This is a genomic window from Arthrobacter sp. SDR-2R (assembly GCF_057747955.1).
Window position 1 is genome coordinate 3,341,866 of the sequence record NZ_CM173231.1, and the last position, 16,154, is coordinate 3,358,019.

Below are 16,154 nucleotides of genomic sequence, written 5' to 3' on the forward strand. Positions count from 1 at the left end.
CCTATAGATGATGTGGTTTTACTAGCGTAGCTATTTTACCGGCCATTGGTGCACCCGGGTTCCCCTTCAGCGTGACACCATGGTCTGTTGTGAAAGACCGCCCCCAGGACCCCAGCCCCCGCATGCGCCCGCTCCGTTTTGCCGTCTTCGCCCTTGCCGCGCTGGTTGTCCTGAGCCTCGGTTTTGCCCTGGTTCCCGCGGAAAAGCCCGCACCTGCCCAGCCTTCCTTCTCGGAGCGGGCCCGGGCGGCGGCGTTCAGCAAGGCAGTGGACCTGCGTACTGCGGGAATGCAGCTCGCCTCCGCCGGTGCCGCGGACGCCACCGTGCTGGAGCCGGTTGTGACCTTGCTGACCATCCAGGCAAGGGCACTGCTGGGCCCTGCCCCGGAGTCAGCGCCGGCGTCGCCCCCACCACCTTCCACTTCCGGCCTCCCCAGTGCCAATCTTCCCAGCGCAAATCTTCCCAGTGCCGATCTTCCCAGTGCCGGCCTCCCAACTGCCGCCGAATTTGTCCAGGCCCTGGCTGACAGCGGCGCCGCGCGCGTCAAGGACGCGGAAACGGCCGACGGCGGCATGGCGCGGCTTCTGGCGGGCACCGGCACGGCACAGCTCCTCGCGGCCGGGCGTCTTGCTGCCGCAACGGGGATGCCCGCGCCGCAGGGACACGCAGGAACGCAGGGACAGTCAGGAACGGAGGGTACGGGAGTAACTGAGGGACAGACTTCCGGGGCAGCGAGAACCCCAGCGCCCTGCCCCTCGCCTTCGGCGCCGGCCACCGTCCCGGAGACCACCGGGCCCGGCACTGCTGCGGGGATACGCCAGGCACTGGCCGCTGCCATCACCGCGGAGCACCAGGCCACCTACGGCTACCAGGCGGCACTCCCCCGGCTGGCGCCCGCGGAGGAGGGACCGGCGTCGGAATTCCTGGTCCGGCATAAGGAACAGGCCGCGGCCGCGGAGGAACGCCTGCTGTCTGCCTGCGGCGCGCCCGTGCCGCAACAGCCCGGGTACGTCCTTGATCCTGGCTTCCTGGCAGCACCGGCCGCCGGTTTGGGCAAGCTTGAGGCGGCCACGCTGGCGGCCTACGGCGACGTCGTGGCGGTATCCCAGGGCCAGGACCGGCAGTGGGCAATGTCAGCGCTGCAGTCTGCCGCCGGACGGGCCCTGCGGTGGGGCGCAGACCCCGGACCTGTTCCCGGCCTGGCCCTGGACGTCGACCAACTGCCCGCCCTCCCTGCCGGTGCCAGGCTTCCTGCCAGCGCCGGCCCCACGACGTCGCCAACCGCATCCTGAACCCGTGCGGTCTCAGCGTGCCCGCTTCGTTCTGTCGCGTGCCCGAAGAAAGCCGCCAACAGGGTGGCGATGGGCGGGCATGGGTGGTTTGCTGATGGGATGAACGCGGACCAACCGGCCGACGACCCGGGAGGGACGGCAGCGAGCCCCGGGCTCAACAGCCACCTCGAGACCGAACCACACGGCAACGATATTGCGCACCGGCTGAACTGGCTCAGGGCTGGCGTCCTGGGCGCCAATGACGGCATTGTCTCCGTCGCTGCCATTGTGGTGGGCGTGGCCGGGGCCACCGCCGAAATAGGACCCATCCTCACGGCAGGCGTCGCCGGAGTGGTGGGCGGTGCAGTGTCGATGGCCTTGGGCGAATATGTGTCGGTCAGCAGCCAAAGCGACAGCCAGCGGGCCCTGATCGAGAAGGAACGCCGCGAACTGGCGGAAGAACCGGAAGCGGAACTGGCCGAGCTGACCGCCATCTACCAGGCCAAGGGTCTCACCCCTGAAACGGCGGCCAAGGTTGCCCGGGAGCTTACCGCCCACGATGTGCTGGCCGCGCACCTGTCCGCCGAGCTCAACATTGATGAGGCGGACATCGTCAGCCCCTGGCATGCGGCTTTCGCTTCCGCCATCGCGTTCACCGTCGGGGCCATCCTGCCCATGCTGGCCATCCTGCTTCCGCCGCCGGAGATCCGGGTCCTGCTGACTTTTATTTCGGTCCTGCTGGCTTTGGCCTTGACGGGGGCAGTTGGCGCCTGGATCGGCGGCGGTTCAAAAACACGCGCCGCCGTCCGCGTGGTGGTGGGCGGTGCCTTGGCGCTCGCTGCAACATTCCTGATCGGCAACCTGCTCGGGGCCTCCGGTGTTGTCTGACCCCGCGGTGCCTGACGCTGTGATTCCTGACGCCGTGATTCCCGATCCCATGATTCCTGACAACGGGATGACCAACCCCATGGTGAGCGGCTCCGCGGCGGCGGTCCCCATTCCGCCCGGCCTTTCGGCCCGCTACGCCCGCAGCAGCGAGGGAAGGGCATGGCTTGTCAGCCTTCCGGTCCTGCTGCGGGACCGCTTGGAGCAGTGGCAACTGGCGGTTGACCTGCCGCCTGCGACCCTGCCGTGGAACGGCCACGGCGGCTTGGTGGTGCCGGTGCGCCGGCACGATGGCTCCCCGGCAGCGCTCAAGATCGCTTTTCCCCACGACGAGGCAACGGTGGAGCGGCATGCCCTTGCGCTTTGGGACGGCCGGGGCGCAGTTGCGCTGCTGGCCTCTGATGCAGGGTCTTGCGCCATGCTCCTGGAACGCCTCGACGCCGGCAGGACGCTGGCGGACCTGGCGATGGAGGACGCCGCGCAGGTGTGGGGCGGGCTGGTGCGGCAGCTGGGGATTGTCCCTGACCACCGCCCTGAGTGGCGGGAATTCGGTCACATCGCGGCCAGGGCGGAACAGTGGAGTGACGACCTTCCAGCGGACTGGGAGCAGCTGGGCCGGCCGTTTCCCAGGTGGCTGTTGGAGGCAGCCCTGGAGGTGTGCCAGACGCGCGGCGCGGTGGGACGCCGGTCCGCGCACGATCTGCTGGTCCACACCGACCTCCATTTCCTGAACATCCTGGCGCGCCCGGGCACGGACGGGCCGCCGGCACCGGCAGGTTACGCGGCGATCGACCCCCAGCCGATGATCGGCGAGCCGGAGTTCGCGGTGGCGCCGCTGCTGTGGAACCGCCTTGGAGACCTGCCGGCAGTCCAGGCCGGGCCGGCGCTGCTCAGCCGCTGCAACGACTTCAGCACGGCCGCCGGACTTGACCCCGATGTAGCCCGGCAATGGGGTATCGCCAGGGAGGTGGACAATGCCCTTTGGTACGCGTCGCACCGCCATCCTGGCGACCTGGCCCGGTCCCTCTGGGTTGCCAGCACCCTTGCCGGAAACACCTTGGAAGGCCTCCCGCATCCCCATGCGCTGCCGGAACCCGGCCAGGGCGGCTAAGGGCACTCCGCACCCCGAGAGGGCCGCACCGTCCGGTGAAGAACGATCGAAAAACCGTCAGGAGTTCCGAACAGCAGCCAGGGCTGAGCGGACAGCATCCACGGCTATGGCCACCTCGTCGTCCGAGGTATGCCAGTTGCTCACCGAAACCCGAAGGATGTCGCGGTCCCGCCACCGTGAGCCGGACATCCACACCCTTCCCTCCTCGATGATGCGGGCTGTGACTGCGCGGGTGGTGTCGTCGTCGCCAAAAGCCAGGCACACCTGGGTGTAGCCGACGTCGTTGAGCACCTCCACGCCGTCCAAAGCCGCCATGCCTTCGGCGATTGCGGTGGCAGCAGAGGCCAGTCCGCCCACCTGGGCTGCCACGCCGTCCCGGCCCAGGCTTTTCAGGGCCGCCCATACCGGCACTCCGCGGGCCCGCCGGGACAGTTCCGGGACCTTCTCGAACGGGTCGCCCGGGCCTTCCGCATCGTGGACGAGATAGCTGGCGTGCAGGCCCATGGCGGCCCGCAGGGCTGACGGGTCCCTGACGATGGCAATGCCGCAGTCGTACGGCACATTCAGGGTTTTGTGGGCATCCGTCCCCCACGAGTCCGCTTCCTCACAGCCGCGCATGAGGTGCCGCAGTTCCGGCGCGGCCGCGGCCCACAGCCCGAAGGCGCCATCAACGTGCACCCAGGCGCCATGTTTGCGGGCAACGGCGATGGCCTCGGTGAAGGGGTCGAAGGCGCCGGAGTGCAGGTTGCCTGCCTGGAGGCACACCAGGGCGGGGCCGGTGCCGGCGGCAAGGGCGGCGTCCAGTGCTGCGGGGACCAGGCGGCCCTGCCCGTCGGCGGGGACCTGCGCTGGCTGTCCCAGGCCCAGGTAGCGCAGGCCAAGGTCCACGGTGTCGTGCCGTTCCCGTCCCACGAAGCAGCGGATCCGGGGTGCGCCGAAGAGTCCGTCCCGGTCCAGGTCCCAGCCCGCATCGGCGAGCAACCGCCAGCGGGCGGCCGCCATCCCGGTGAAATTTGCCATGGTAGCGCCCGTGACGAATCCGACGTCGGCAGTCGAAGGCAGGCCCAGCAACTCCAGGACCCACTGCCCGGCGGCTTCCTCAATCGCCGCGGTGGCCGGGGTTGCATAGCGGAGCCCGGCGTTCTGGTCCCAGGCACTGACCAGCCAGTCCGACGCCAGGGCCGCGGGCAGTGTCCCGCCGATAACCCAGCCGAAGAACCGGCCCGAGGGCATGGCCATGAGCCCCGGCCCCGCTGCGTTGGCCAGGAAATTGACTACCTCATCGGCGGGCATGCCCGCCGGCGGCAGGGGCCCGCCAAACACTGCGGCGAGCTCGGAGGCGTGCAGGCTGGGTCCCACGGGGCGGTGGGAAAGGCTGTCCAGCCAGGCCTGCGCATGCCCCGCTGCGGCCGCCAGTGCCGGGGTGTACCCGTCATCGCCGTGTGCCATACCTGCATGCTACGCCGGGCCGGTCCACGCCACGAGGAGCAGTTTTTAGGGACCGGTCAGGCGAAGTTTTCCTGCCAGACGTCGTAGCCGAGCTTGATGATCAGGGCCGCAACAACCACCAGGAAGACAATGCGGACAAACTTGCTCCCCTGCTGCACTGCGGTGCGTGCGCCAAGGTAGCCGCCGGCCATGTTGGCTCCCCCGAGCAGCAGGCCGATGCCCCACAGGATGGATCCGTGCGGCAGGAAGAACAGCAGTGCGCCGGCGTTGGTGGCCATGTTCACGATCTTGGCCTTGGCGCTGGCCTCGAGGAACGCGTAACCCATGGCGGATACCAGGGCGATGACCAGGAAGGATCCCGTCCCCGGGCCAATGAGGCCGTCGTAAAAGCCGATCACTGCCCCGATGAGGCAGGCAACGACGTAATGCTTGTGGCCGTCGTGCCGCAGCGCTGTCAGCTCACCGACCCCGGGTTTCAGGGCGGTAAACAGCGCGACGGCGACCAGCGCCACCACGATGATGGGCTTGAATACCCCGGCCGGCAGGGTGGCAGCAAGGCTCGCCCCGCCGAAACTGCCCGCCAGGGCTATCACTGCCATGGGGATGGCGGTCCGGAGGTCCGGGCCCACCCGCCGGTAGTAGGTGGCGGCGCTGGTGGCGGTTCCGAAGATGGAGCCCATCTTGTTGGTGGCCAGCGCCTGGACGGGTGCGATCCCGGGCACCAGGAGCAGCGCGGGAAGCTGGATAAGCCCCCCGCCGCCCACCACCGCGTCAACCCACCCGGCTGCGAATCCAGCCACCACGATCAGGATGATGGTGGCGGGCTGGATCGATTCGAAGCCGGAAATCACTGGTTTCGAACGGCGTTAACCACGTAGTCCACGGCCTTGTCCACCTCGATGTTCTCGGCTTCCCCGCTGCGGCGGTCCTTGATTTCCACCACGCCGTCCACCAGGCCGCGGCCCACGGCCAGGATGGTGGGCACACCAACCAGCTCAGCGTCGCCAAACTTCACGCCCGGCGAAACCTTGGGGCGGTCGTCGTAGATGACGGACAGGCCGGCGTCCTCAAGCTCTGCCGAAAGCCTTTCGGCAGCCTGGAAGATCTCCTCGCCACGACCCACTGCCACCACATGCACGTCGGCCGGGGCTACGGTGCGGGGCCAGATGAGTCCGCGGTCATCGTGGTTGGCCTCGGCCAGCGCGGCAACGGCGCGGGTCACGCCAACGCCGTAGGATCCCATGGTGACCACCACCTGCTTGCCGTTCTGGTCCAGCACCTTGAGGTCCAGGGCTTCGGCGTACTTGCGGCCGAGCTGGAAGATGTGGCCCATCTCAATGCCGCGGGCGGTCTCCAGGGGGCCCGAGCCATCGGGTGAGGGGTCGCCCGCGCGTACTTCGGTGCACTCAATGACGCCGTCCCAGCCGAAGTCGCGTCCGGCCACCAGGCCGAAGACGTGCTTGCCCGCCTCGTTGGCGCCGGTAATCCACGTTGTTCCGCTGACCACGCGCGGGTCCACCAGGTACAGCAGCTTGGTGGCACTCTCCGTGCCCAGGAGCGGCTGGTCCAGCGAAAGTCCGGGGCCCAGGTAGCCCTTGACGATCAGGGGCTGCTTCTTGAGGTCTTCCTCGCCGGCCTGCTCGAGTCCGATCTCGCCCGCGATCGGCAGGAAGGCGCCAATGTTCGCCTCCACGCGCTTGAGGTCCACGGCGCGGTCGCCGGGGACGCCGATGACCACCATCTGCCGCTCACCGGTGGGCAGCGTGACGGCGAGGACCACGTTCTTGAGCGTGTCCGCCGCAGTCCAGGCGCCGCCGTCGGCCTCTTCGCGCGGGGCAATCTGGTTCGCCGCGGCGACCAGCGTCTCGATGGTGGGGGTGTCCGGGGTGTCCAGGACCTCTGCGGCCGGGGCGTTGCTGAAGTCGATATCGTCGGGGACCACGGTGGTGACGGCTTCCACGTTGGCTGCATAACCGCCGGCCGAGCGGACGAAGGTGTCCTCGCCGATCTCGGTGGGGAACAGGAATTCCTCGCTCTTGGACCCGCCCATGGCACCGGCGGTGGCTGCCACCGGAACCACCTCGAGGCCCAGGCGCTCGAAGATCTTCAGGTAGGCGCCCCGGTGGGCTGCGTAGCTGGCGTCCAGGCCGGCGTCGTCGACGTCGAAGGAGTAGGAGTCCTTCATGATGAACTCACGGCCGCGGAGGAGCCCTGCCCGCGGGCGTGCCTCGTCACGGTACTTGTTCTGGATCTGGTACAGGCTCAACGGGAGGTCCTTGTACGACGAGTACAGGTCCTTGACCAGGAGCGTGAACATCTCCTCATGGGTGGGGGCCAACAGGTAGTCCGCACCCTTGCGGTCCTGGAGCCGGAACAGGCCTTCACCGTATTCGGTCCAGCGGTTGGTGGCCTCGTACGGCTCGCGGGGCAGCAGGGCCGGGAAGTGGACTTCCTGGGCGCCGATGGCAGCCATTTCCTCACGGATGATTTCCTCGACCTTGCGCAGCACGCTCAGCCCCAGCGGAAGCCAGGTGTAGATGCCGGGGGCCGCCCGGCGGATGTAGCCGGCGCGGACCAGGAGTTTGTGGCTGGCAACCTCGGCATCGACGGGGTCTTCGCGCAGCGTGCGCAGGAAAAGCTGGGACAGTCGTATGACCACGGGTGGTATCCGTTTCTGGGGAAGTGCTGGGTCAGCAGGGCCGGACAATTCGTCTGGGTACTAATCTACCGGCACTCAACAAGCGGCACGGACTGCGGACCCCGGACACAGTAGGGCCACGCCCGGCAATACAAAGCCCCTGGCCCCCCAATGAGGCTGGTCATCGCATCCGGGCGTGGCCCAACGCCGTTATCGCCTAAGTACTGGTGAGGACTGGTGAGACCGCCCACCCCACTTCCAGCGCAGCTAGGTTGAACCTATGTGATCGCGCACACGTTTGACAAGTGTTTTTACTTTATGAACCTGTTGACGGCTGTCAGGGCCAGGCCTAGCTTTAATTCATCAGGTGATGAATTAGCCGTTGTGCGGCGCCACCTGCGGACGCGCCCGGAGGCAACAATGTCCCATGCAGCATCCACTACGTTGGACCGCGGTGGCGCGGCCGGTGCGGTCGTGGCCGCGTCGCTCTCTGTCAAACTGCGGCGGCAAGCCGTGCTCCACAGTGTGGACTTCACCATCCCGGCGGGACGGATCACCGGCCTGCTGGGGCCCTCCGGGAGCGGCAAGACCACCCTGATGCGGACCATCGTGGGAGCGCAGCGCATTGCCGCCGGAACCCTCGAGGTGCTGGGGCTGCCCGCCGGAAGCCCGTCCCTGCGGCGGCAGGTGGGCTACGTTACCCAGTCACCCAGCATCTACCCCGACCTCACGGTCGAAGCGAACGTGCGCTATTTCGGCGCCATGCACCGGAAAGGCAAAGCCGACGTGGCGGAGGCGATTGACGCCGTCGGACTTGGCGCCCTGTTCCGCCGCAAGACGGCCGACCTGTCCGGCGGCCAGGTCAACCGGGTATCCCTGGCCTGCGCCCTGGTGGCGAAGCCACGGCTGCTGGTATTGGATGAGCCCACGGTGGGCCTGGATCCCGTGCTGCGCGCGGACCTTTGGGACCGTTTCCGGGCCATGGCGGAGTCAGGAACAACACTCCTCATATCCAGCCACGTCATGGAGGAGGCAAGCCGCTGCGAAACGCTGCTGCTGTTGCGCGAGGGGCGGCTTTTGGCCCAGCTCACGCCGGAGGAGCTGGCCAGGCAGGGGCACAGCGCCAACCTGGAGCAGGCCTTCCTGGCCATCATCAGGGAGCAGGAAAATTACGACGCCGGGATCCCGCCGAAGCGCCATGCCGGCAGGAGCGGCGAAGGGGCAAGGATGCAACAGGGCAGGAGCGTGCGGTGATGGACGTCCGGATGATGCTCGCGACGGCACGCAGGGTGCTCAGCCAGCTCCGCCATGACCACCGCAGCATCGCCATGATCCTGGTGGTCCCGGCACTGCTGCTCACGGCGGTGTACTTCCTCTACGAAAATGAGTCAGTCCCGCCAGGCGCGCCACGCACGTTCGACCGCGTTGGCCTGATGATGCTGGCCATTTTTCCGTTCGTGGTGATGTTCCTGGTCACCTCGATCACCATGCTTCGGGAGCGCACCTCCGGAACCCTGGAGCGGCTGCTGACGACGCCCGTCCACAAGGCCGACCTGCTGTTCGGCTACGGTGTGGCCTTTTCCCTGATGGCCGCCCTGCAGTCCCTGGTGGCCACGGCTGTGGCGTACTGGATTTTCGGGCTCGACATCGCGGGGGCACCGGGTTACGTGGTGCTGATCGCTGTGATCAACGCCGTCCTGGGGGTGGACCTTGGCCTGTTCTGTTCGGCGTTCGCCAGGACCGAGTTCCAGGCGGTCCAGTTCATGCCAGTGGTGGTGGTGCCGCAGATCCTGTTGTGTGGGCTGTTCGTGGCGCGCGACCGGATGAATGATGTGCTGGAAGCGATCTCCAATGTGCTGCCCCTGACTTTTTCCGTGGATGCCCTCCAGGAGGTGGCGTCCCACGCGGAGGCGACCGGGCGGCTGTGGCAGGACGCGGGCACCATGGCGGCCATCTCCTTTGGTGTCCTGGTCCTCGCCGCCTTCACGCTGCGGCGGCGGACTCCGTGAAGCTGTCCCGTCCTTCAACCGGCCCGGAGGGCCCTGATGCGTTTCCGGTCCGCAGGGGCCGCCGGGGCGGCGCCACGGAGTCCCGGGAGCACATCCTCGACGCTGCCCGGAAGCTCTTCGCCGAGCACGGCTTCGAGGGAACCAGCCTGCGGCAGGTGGCCCGCGCCGCAGGGGTGGATCCGGGAATGGTCCACCACTTCTTCAAGGGCAAGGATGAACTCTTTGCCCTCAGCGTGGAGCTGCCGGCCGACCCGGAACAGGTGCTGGCGGGCATGGCGGACTCGGACCCCGCCCAGCGGGCGGAACTGATCGTCCGCACGGTGCTCCGCCTGTGGGAGAGCCCCGCGCAGGCCGGCCTGCTGGCCTTCCTTCGCGGGACGATCGGGTCCAAGGCCAAAACGGCACTCCTGCGGGAAACGGTGACCCGCAGGGTGATCACCAGGATCATGGCAGCTGTTCCCGGGACGCCTGAAGAGGTGGCGCTGCGCGGAAGCCTGGTGGCCACCCAGGTGGTGGGCCTGATGATGGTGCGCTACGTGGTCCGGCTGGAGCCGCTCGCGTCCGCAGCCCCCGAGGACGTGGTGCGGCTGGTCGCGCCGGCTGTCCAGCGGTACCTCACCGGGCCCCTGTCCTGAGGAGGTCGACGGACGTGTCCCGGAGGCCGGGTTCTACTTGACCAGGGCGGCAGCCGAGTCCAGGAGCGCACCTGCCCGACGGACCGCGTCTGCCTCGGTCTCGCCGCCGGACGCCACCGAGGCGATCAGTACGCCGCGGTGGACCACCTGCGCCCTGACCATGGACTGCGTGCGGCCATCAGGCAACGCACTGTCCGTGCGGTAGGCGACCGCGCCCGGCAGCCCGGTGACACCCGTTACCGGAGTAATGGTGACGGCAACGTCCATGCCTGACACCGTCATGGTCATGGAGGAGCACTTCGCCAGCTGCTCGGACGGGTCCGTAACCTGGGCCAGGACGCCTTTATCCAGGCCGGCCACCAGCGACAGGGCCGTGACCGCGCCGGTGGCGGTGTCAGTACTCATGCCTATCGCCATGGTTGCATCCTCCACGGACGGCACCGTGCCCGCCGCAGCGAGTTCCTTGCACTCCGCCGGCTGGACGTCGACGGAGGAGATCATGGCCTTGGTTTGCTCGATCGCCGCAGCGATGTCGGCCTTCGGCAGGACGGAAAGCCTGCGGTCGGCAGCATCCCGGACCTGCCCCACGATGGCAGCCAACTGGTCACTGGTGTAACCCGTGGCTGTTGGCGTTGGTGTCGGGGTGGGCGTCGGCGTCGGGGTTGGCGACGCGGTCGGTGTTTGAGGGGCTGCAACCGTGGCCGGTGAAGAGTCCGCTGACTGCGGGGCGGCCGGACCGCCACATGCCGAAACCGCTATGGCCAGAAGGGCCGATGCCCCGAAAGTTCCCAGCACGGACGTCTTCAATTTTTCCCCCAATATTCAAATGAACGCGGACCGCTGCCCGGCTAGAAAAGAACTGTAGCGAACGTCCCCACCTGGCGGAACCCCACACGTTCGTAGGTGGACCGCGCCCGGGTGTTGAAGCCGTTCACGTAGAGGCTGGTCACGGGGGCGATCTGCCGGGCCTTTTCCACCACTGCCGACATGTAGCCCGCGCTCAGCCCCCGGCCGCGGAAGATCGGATTCATCCAGACGCCCTGGACCTGGGTGACGTCGTCGGTGACTGCCCCGAGCTCGGCTTTGAACACCACCTCACGGGCGTTGTTGAGGTGGACCAGGGAATGTCCCTGCCTGATGAGGCCCTCCACGCGGCGGCTGTAGAATTCCCTGCCGCCGAGGTAGGGCGAGTACCCCACCTCTTCCTCGAACATGGCGGCGCAGGCGGGAAGGATGCGGTCGAAGTCGGCGAGGTTCCCTTGGTCCAGGCCGCGGTTGGGCTGGACAAGGGGCGGTCCGTCGATGATCATCAGCGGCTGGTCAGCCCTGACCTCGTGTGCACGGTGGCCCAGCACAGCGAGCTCGGCGTTGAGTGCCAGCACTGCGGGGGCCGGCCCAAAGGCAGACGCATACCGGCGGCCGGAACTGTTTGCGGCGTCCGCTACAAGGGGGGCCAGGGCGGGATCAAGCTGGACCGGAACCAGGTTGGCTCCGGCCCAGCAGGCACCCGTCAGGATGCCGTCGTCGAAAACCCCGATCACACCGGCGCCCCCGCTGGTGGGCGCCGCAGTCCCCGTGGCCCGCAGGTGGGCCAGGATGAACACGTTGGCCACAGGGTCCTGCTGGGCCAGCAGTTTCAGCGCGGGAGTGTCCTGGCCATCAAGCGTGCGGACAGAAAGCCCCGCAGGGTCTGGAGTCTCCCTACGAGACGCTAACCACGGGGCTACCCTTGACAGCATCTTCGCCATCGGCCTCCCCCATCTCTTCCGCGATACGCATAGCCTCTTCGATCAGTGTCTCAACAATTGCGCTCTCGGGAACAGTCTTGATGACCTCGCCCTTAACGAAGATCTGGCCCTTGCCGTTGCCCGAAGCCACGCCAAGGTCAGCCTCGCGCGCTTCGCCGGGGCCGTTCACGACGCAGCCCATGACCGCCACGCGGAGGGGAATTTCCATCCCTTCGAGCCCGGCGGTGACCTGTTCAGCCAGAGTGTACACGTCAACCTGGGCACGGCCGCAGGAAGGACAGGACACGATTTCCAGCTTGCGGGGCCGCAGGTTCAGCGATTGGAGGATCTGGTTGCCCACCTTGATTTCCTCCACCGGGGGCGCGGAGAGGGACACGCGGATGGTGTCACCGATCCCCCGGGAAAGGAGCGCGCCGAAGGCCGTTGCGGACTTGATGGTGCCCTGGAACGCTGGACCAGCCTCCGTGACGCCAAGGTGCAGGGGCCAGTCACCCTTTTCGGCGAGCATTTCGTAGGCTGCCACCATGATCACGGGGTCGTTGTGCTTCACGGAAATCTTGAAGTCGTGGAAGCCGTGCTCCTCGAAAAGGGAGGCTTCCCAGACGGCTGATTCAACCAGCGCTTCGGGGGTGGCCTTGCCGTACTTCTTGAGGATGCCCGGCTCCAGGGACCCGGCATTGACGCCGATGCGGATGGAGGTGCCGTGGTCCTTGGCGGCGGCGGCAATCTCCTTGACCTGGTCATCGAACTTGCGGATGTTTCCAGGATTCACGCGCACGGCTGCGCAGCCTGCTTCGATGGCCGCAAAGACGTACTTGGGCTGGAAGTGGATGTCCGCGATGACCGGGATCTGGGACTTCCGGGCGATGATGGGCAGCGCCTCGGCATCGTCGGCGGACGGGCAGGCGACGCGGACAATGTCGCAGCCGGACGCCGTGAGTTCGGCGATCTGCTGCAGCGTGGCGTTGATGTCCGTGGTGGGCGTGGTGGTCATCGACTGCACGCTGATGGGGAAATCAGATCCCACGCCTACCGAGCCGACTTTGATCTGGCGCGTCTTGCGGCGGGGGGCAAGGACGGGCGGTGGTGCTGACGGCATTCCCAGGCTGACCGAGGTCACGTGGACTCCTTGAGTTGAAAGGGGTGAAAAGGCGGCTACGCGGCGATCCCGGCCAGCATGCCGGTTACCGGAGACCATTCGGTGATGCGGGTTCCGGCGACCACTCCGGCCGCGGCGAAAGGATCCTGCTTAAGGATCGAGTTGAGGGCGCCTTCATCGGTTGCCTTGAAGATCAGCAGGGCGCCCGCGCCGTCACCGTAGGGGCCGCTGGCCACGATGACGCCGTCCTGCGCCAGGCCGCCGGTCCATTCCCGGTGTGCGGGCCGGACCTCGTTGCGGGTGTCGGTGGAGTTGGCGGCATAAACGTACTCAACGGCAAAAACTGTCATACCGCTACCCTATCGCCATGGCCGGCTTGGTACCGTACCGTTCCCCCTGGAGCAAAAGTGCCCCGCACCGGAGCAGGCCCGCCGGAGCAGGAGTTTCACTGCCAGTGCAGGAGTTTCACTGCCAGGCGGGAGTCTCACTGCAGGAAGAGGACCTTCACCGCGGCCGCGGTCCCGGCCGCCCAGAGCATGGAGGTGAGGGTCCCGATGATGAAGCGCTCGGCGGCCACCGGCGTCTCCTTCAGTTCGGCGAACCTGCCCAGGCCCTTGATGGCGACGATGTAGGCGATGGCCACGGGTTGGCCGGTGAGGATGGCAAGGCACACCCCCAGCCGCTCCAGCACGCCGATGATGGCGCCGCCGCGCAGGATGCGTTGGCTGGGCAGCGCGGGTCCGGCAGCCGGCCCGCCCGACGCCGGCCCGGCGGCAGGGGCGGTCAGCTCACCGTCCACTGCCTGGCCGGCCGGCCTGCCGGCAGCATCAACCGGCCCATCAGGGGCCGTGACCGCGTCCGGAGCAGTGACCGCGTCCGGAGCAGTGACCGCGTCCGGGTCCGGGGATGAGGCCCTGCCCGGTTCCCCGCGGCTGGCGATGGGGGAAGGATCGTCCACGGTGACGTCGGCAGAGGGGTCCTGTTCCGTCCTGCGGGCTTCCTCCGCGGCCTTGGCAGCATCGGCTTTGTCGTCGATGGTCCGGGCCAGCTTGAACACCAGCGCAGTGACCGGCCAGCCGGCAAAGCCAGCCACCACCAGCGCCACTGCCACCCAAAGTGCGGTCACCTGTCTCCTTCATTGGGGTTGTCTTCGATCCGGCCGTCCGGCTCCTTCAGATGCTGGACACTCCTATGCCTGGCCGTCGTTGAGTGCCTGGGTAATCTGCGAGTCGGCGTAACCAAGAAGCATGGAGGCTGCCGGCCTGGCTGCCCATTCTTCCTGCCAGCCGGACCGAAGCACGGTTCGGCTCACCGATTGCTCCGAGATTCCAAGTTCACGGGCCACCTGCTTCTGGCTTCCATGCCGGCCCGGGCCCTGGCCACCAGCACCCAGGCGGCGCAGGGCATCCACCACCCGCCACTGGGCTTCCGTGCGGTCCTGGACAAGCCGGCCGAGCAACCGGAGCACTGCTTCCGCGTTGGCACACGCCCGGACCCCCTCCCCCGCAGGAACGCCCCTGCCGGCCTCCCCCGCCATGATGCCGGGCACCACCGACAACGGCACCTGGGAACCGGCGCTTTTGGCGTGTTCAACCGCCCTGCGGGCGGCAACAAAAGCAGTCCCGGTCCCTTCCCGCGGACTGGCATCCGGCGGCAGCGAAACGCTGCCGACGCCGATGCCCACATACCAGCGCCCTTCGCGGAGCGCGTGCAGTGCTATCTCCACCACGGCGGAAGCCTCCCGCACCACCCCCTGCACCTCGTCCCCGACGGAACGTTCGAACACCGGGTGCGCCGGCCCCGGGAGTTCGAGGCGGGCAACCTGTGCAAGGAAGGACGGAACCCGGTCCTGGTCGCCGGTGCTTCCGCGTTGGTCGATGGTCATGACGAACATTCATCAACCATAGGCGGTTGATCCCGTACGATCAATCGCATTTGGCTGATTTTTCGAAGTCAGCCGAAACTGAATGACTATCCGAAGAGATTGACGGGCTTGACGATGTCTGCGTAGATCAGCAGCGCGCTCATCCCCATCAGCAGCGCTGCAACCACGTACGTGACGGGAAGCAGCTTGGCGATGTCGAACGCTCCGGGATCCGGCCGTCCGCGGAGCTTTGCCACCCGGCGCCGAATGCCCTCATACAGGGCCCCGGCAACATGGCCGCCGTCGAGCGGCAGGAGCGGAATCAGGTTGAACACGGCAAGCGCAAAGTTCAGTCCGGCCAGCAGGCCAACAAGCGTAGCCACCCGGGACTGCAGCGGTACGGCCTCCATGGCCGCCACCTCGCCCGCCACCCTGCCGACGCCCACCACGCTGATGGGGCCGTTGGGATCGCGGGGCTCCTCGCTGAAGGCTGCCTTCGCCACTCCCACCACACGGGCCGGCAGATTGAAGACAACGCCGGCCACCTGGCGGATGTTCTCCCCCGCCATGGGCAGGACGGACGACGCCGGCTGGGCCACCAACGCCGTTTGCGCACCGATGCCGAGGAATCCGACGTCCTGGTACTGGAGGTTGCCGGCAGCATCGGTGGCCTGCCGTCCGTCGCTTCCCATCACGGGCCGCGCCGACAGGACGGGGGTCACTGTGGTGGACACGGGATTGCCGTCCCGCTGCACGGTGATGGCTACTTCCCTGCCGGCAGAGGCGCGGATCCACTCAGTCAACTGCTCCCAGCTGGTGACGGGTTTGCCGTCGAAGGAAGTAATCGTGTCGTTTGGCTTCAACCCGGCCGCCGCGGCGGGCGTCAGCCGGCAGTCCGCAGAGTCGGGATCGACGGTTTGGCCCGCGGCCACCTGGCATTTGGAGACGTCCGAAATGGTCGTGGTGGCGCTGGCAATGCCGAAGCCCATCAGCAGCACGGCGGTGAGCAGCACGCCAAGGATCATGTTCATGGCCGGGCCGCCCAGCATCACAATCACTTTTTTCCAGACCGGCAGGCGGTAGAAGACCCGGTGTTCGTCGCCCGGCCCCACTTCCTCGTGGGCCATGGAGCGGGCCTCGGTGGCAAGTGTCTGGAACATGCCCGTGCTGGAGGGGCGGACCGAGCCGTCGTCCTTGTTCGGCGGGTACATGCCGATCATGGAGACGTAGCCGCCCAGCGGAACGGCCTTCACGCCGTACTCGGTTTCGCCCCTCCGGCGGGACCACAGCGTTGGCCCGAAGCCGATCATGTACTTTGTCACGCGGACTTTGAAGAGCTTGGCCGGCACCAGGTGCCCCACCTCGTGGAGCGCGATGGACACGGCAATACCCAGGGCGACGAAGACGACGCCGAGGATGAAAAGTAGGACAGGGGTCATGGAGGT

Annotated in this window: 16 protein-coding genes; 6 read left to right on the forward strand and 10 right to left on the reverse strand. The window is 67.5% G+C overall.

The window, feature by feature from the left end:
- Nucleotides 1-89: 89 nt before the first annotated feature.
- The 3 genes from AC3ANU_RS15435 (at nt 90) to AC3ANU_RS15445 (ending at nt 3,267) form a co-directional block, all read left to right on the forward strand.
- Complete coding sequence (locus tag AC3ANU_RS15435) at nt 90-1,292, forward strand: DUF4439 domain-containing protein (protein WP_488314823.1); 1,203 nt, start codon at nt 90-92, stop codon at nt 1,290-1,292.
- Nucleotides 1,293-1,391: 99 nt separating this feature from the next.
- Complete coding sequence (locus AC3ANU_RS15440) at nt 1,392-2,159, forward strand: VIT1/CCC1 transporter family protein (RefSeq protein WP_018771956.1); 768 nt, start codon at nt 1,392-1,394, stop codon at nt 2,157-2,159.
- 67 nt (nt 2,160-2,226) lie between these two features.
- On the forward strand, nt 2,227-3,267 hold the full coding sequence (locus tag AC3ANU_RS15445; RefSeq protein ID WP_488315982.1) for an aminoglycoside phosphotransferase family protein: 1,041 nt from the start codon (nt 2,227-2,229) through the stop codon (nt 3,265-3,267).
- A 57-nt stretch (nt 3,268-3,324) separates the two neighbouring features.
- Here AC3ANU_RS15445 and AC3ANU_RS15450 read toward each other — a convergent pair whose 3' ends face one another.
- From AC3ANU_RS15450 to AC3ANU_RS15460, 3 genes are read right to left on the reverse strand one after another with little or no spacing between them, the layout of a single operon-like run.
- Nucleotides 3,325-4,716: a pyridoxal phosphate-dependent decarboxylase family protein gene (locus tag AC3ANU_RS15450; protein WP_056389885.1), complete on the reverse strand. Its 1,392-nt coding sequence runs from the start codon at nt 4,714-4,716 to the stop codon at nt 3,325-3,327.
- A gap of 56 nt (nt 4,717-4,772) precedes the next feature.
- A complete protein-coding gene (locus AC3ANU_RS15455) occupies nt 4,773-5,567 on the reverse strand; it encodes a sulfite exporter TauE/SafE family protein (RefSeq protein WP_056389888.1) in 795 nt (264 codons plus the stop codon).
- Nucleotides 5,564-7,375 (reverse strand): proline--tRNA ligase, encoded by a 1,812-nt coding sequence (locus tag AC3ANU_RS15460; protein WP_488314824.1) that lies wholly within the window; start codon nt 7,373-7,375, stop codon nt 5,564-5,566. Before AC3ANU_RS15460 ends, AC3ANU_RS15455 begins: the two co-directional genes overlap by 4 nt.
- Nucleotides 7,376-7,774: 399 nt before the next feature.
- On the opposite strand from AC3ANU_RS15460, the gene AC3ANU_RS15465 reads away from it, so the two are divergent.
- The 3 genes from AC3ANU_RS15465 (at nt 7,775) to AC3ANU_RS15475 (ending at nt 9,998) form a co-directional block, all read left to right on the forward strand.
- A complete protein-coding gene (locus tag AC3ANU_RS15465) occupies nt 7,775-8,608 on the forward strand; it encodes an ABC transporter ATP-binding protein (RefSeq protein WP_056389894.1) in 834 nt (277 codons plus the stop codon).
- Entirely contained in the window at nt 8,608-9,363 is a 756-nt protein-coding gene (locus tag AC3ANU_RS15470) for an ABC transporter permease (protein ID WP_488315983.1), read from the forward strand. Before AC3ANU_RS15465 ends, AC3ANU_RS15470 begins: the two co-directional genes overlap by 1 nt.
- 92 nt (nt 9,364-9,455) lie before the next feature.
- Nucleotides 9,456-9,998, forward strand: coding sequence for a TetR/AcrR family transcriptional regulator (locus tag AC3ANU_RS15475; RefSeq protein WP_488315984.1), 543 nt, complete (start codon nt 9,456-9,458; stop codon nt 9,996-9,998).
- A gap of 33 nt (nt 9,999-10,031) precedes the next feature.
- Here AC3ANU_RS15475 and AC3ANU_RS15480 read toward each other — a convergent pair whose 3' ends face one another.
- The 7 genes from AC3ANU_RS15480 to AC3ANU_RS15510 form a co-directional block, all read right to left on the reverse strand.
- Nucleotides 10,032-10,598: a hypothetical protein gene (locus tag AC3ANU_RS15480; RefSeq protein WP_082581695.1), complete on the reverse strand. Its 567-nt coding sequence runs from the start codon at nt 10,596-10,598 to the stop codon at nt 10,032-10,034.
- 248 nt (nt 10,599-10,846) lie between these two features.
- Nucleotides 10,847-11,737 (reverse strand): GNAT family N-acetyltransferase, encoded by an 891-nt coding sequence (locus AC3ANU_RS15485; RefSeq protein WP_056389905.1) that lies wholly within the window; start codon nt 11,735-11,737, stop codon nt 10,847-10,849.
- On the reverse strand, nt 11,700-12,866 hold the full coding sequence (gene ispG / locus AC3ANU_RS15490) for a flavodoxin-dependent (E)-4-hydroxy-3-methylbut-2-enyl-diphosphate synthase (protein ID WP_018771945.1): 1,167 nt from the start codon (nt 12,864-12,866) through the stop codon (nt 11,700-11,702). Before ispG ends, AC3ANU_RS15485 begins: the two co-directional genes overlap by 38 nt.
- A gap of 35 nt (nt 12,867-12,901) precedes the next feature.
- Nucleotides 12,902-13,195 (reverse strand): YciI family protein, encoded by a 294-nt coding sequence (locus AC3ANU_RS15495; protein ID WP_018771944.1) that lies wholly within the window; start codon nt 13,193-13,195, stop codon nt 12,902-12,904.
- 134 nt (nt 13,196-13,329) lie between these two features.
- Nucleotides 13,330-13,971, reverse strand: coding sequence for a hypothetical protein (locus AC3ANU_RS15500; RefSeq protein ID WP_488314825.1), 642 nt, complete (start codon nt 13,969-13,971; stop codon nt 13,330-13,332).
- Nucleotides 13,972-14,034: 63 nt separating this feature from the next.
- Nucleotides 14,035-14,739, reverse strand: coding sequence for a MarR family transcriptional regulator (locus AC3ANU_RS15505; RefSeq protein ID WP_377204785.1), 705 nt, complete (start codon nt 14,737-14,739; stop codon nt 14,035-14,037).
- Nucleotides 14,740-14,816: 77 nt separating this feature from the next.
- On the reverse strand, nt 14,817-16,148 hold the full coding sequence (locus tag AC3ANU_RS15510; protein ID WP_144600360.1) for a M50 family metallopeptidase: 1,332 nt from the start codon (nt 16,146-16,148) through the stop codon (nt 14,817-14,819).
- Between the last annotated feature and the right edge of the window lie 6 nt (nt 16,149-16,154).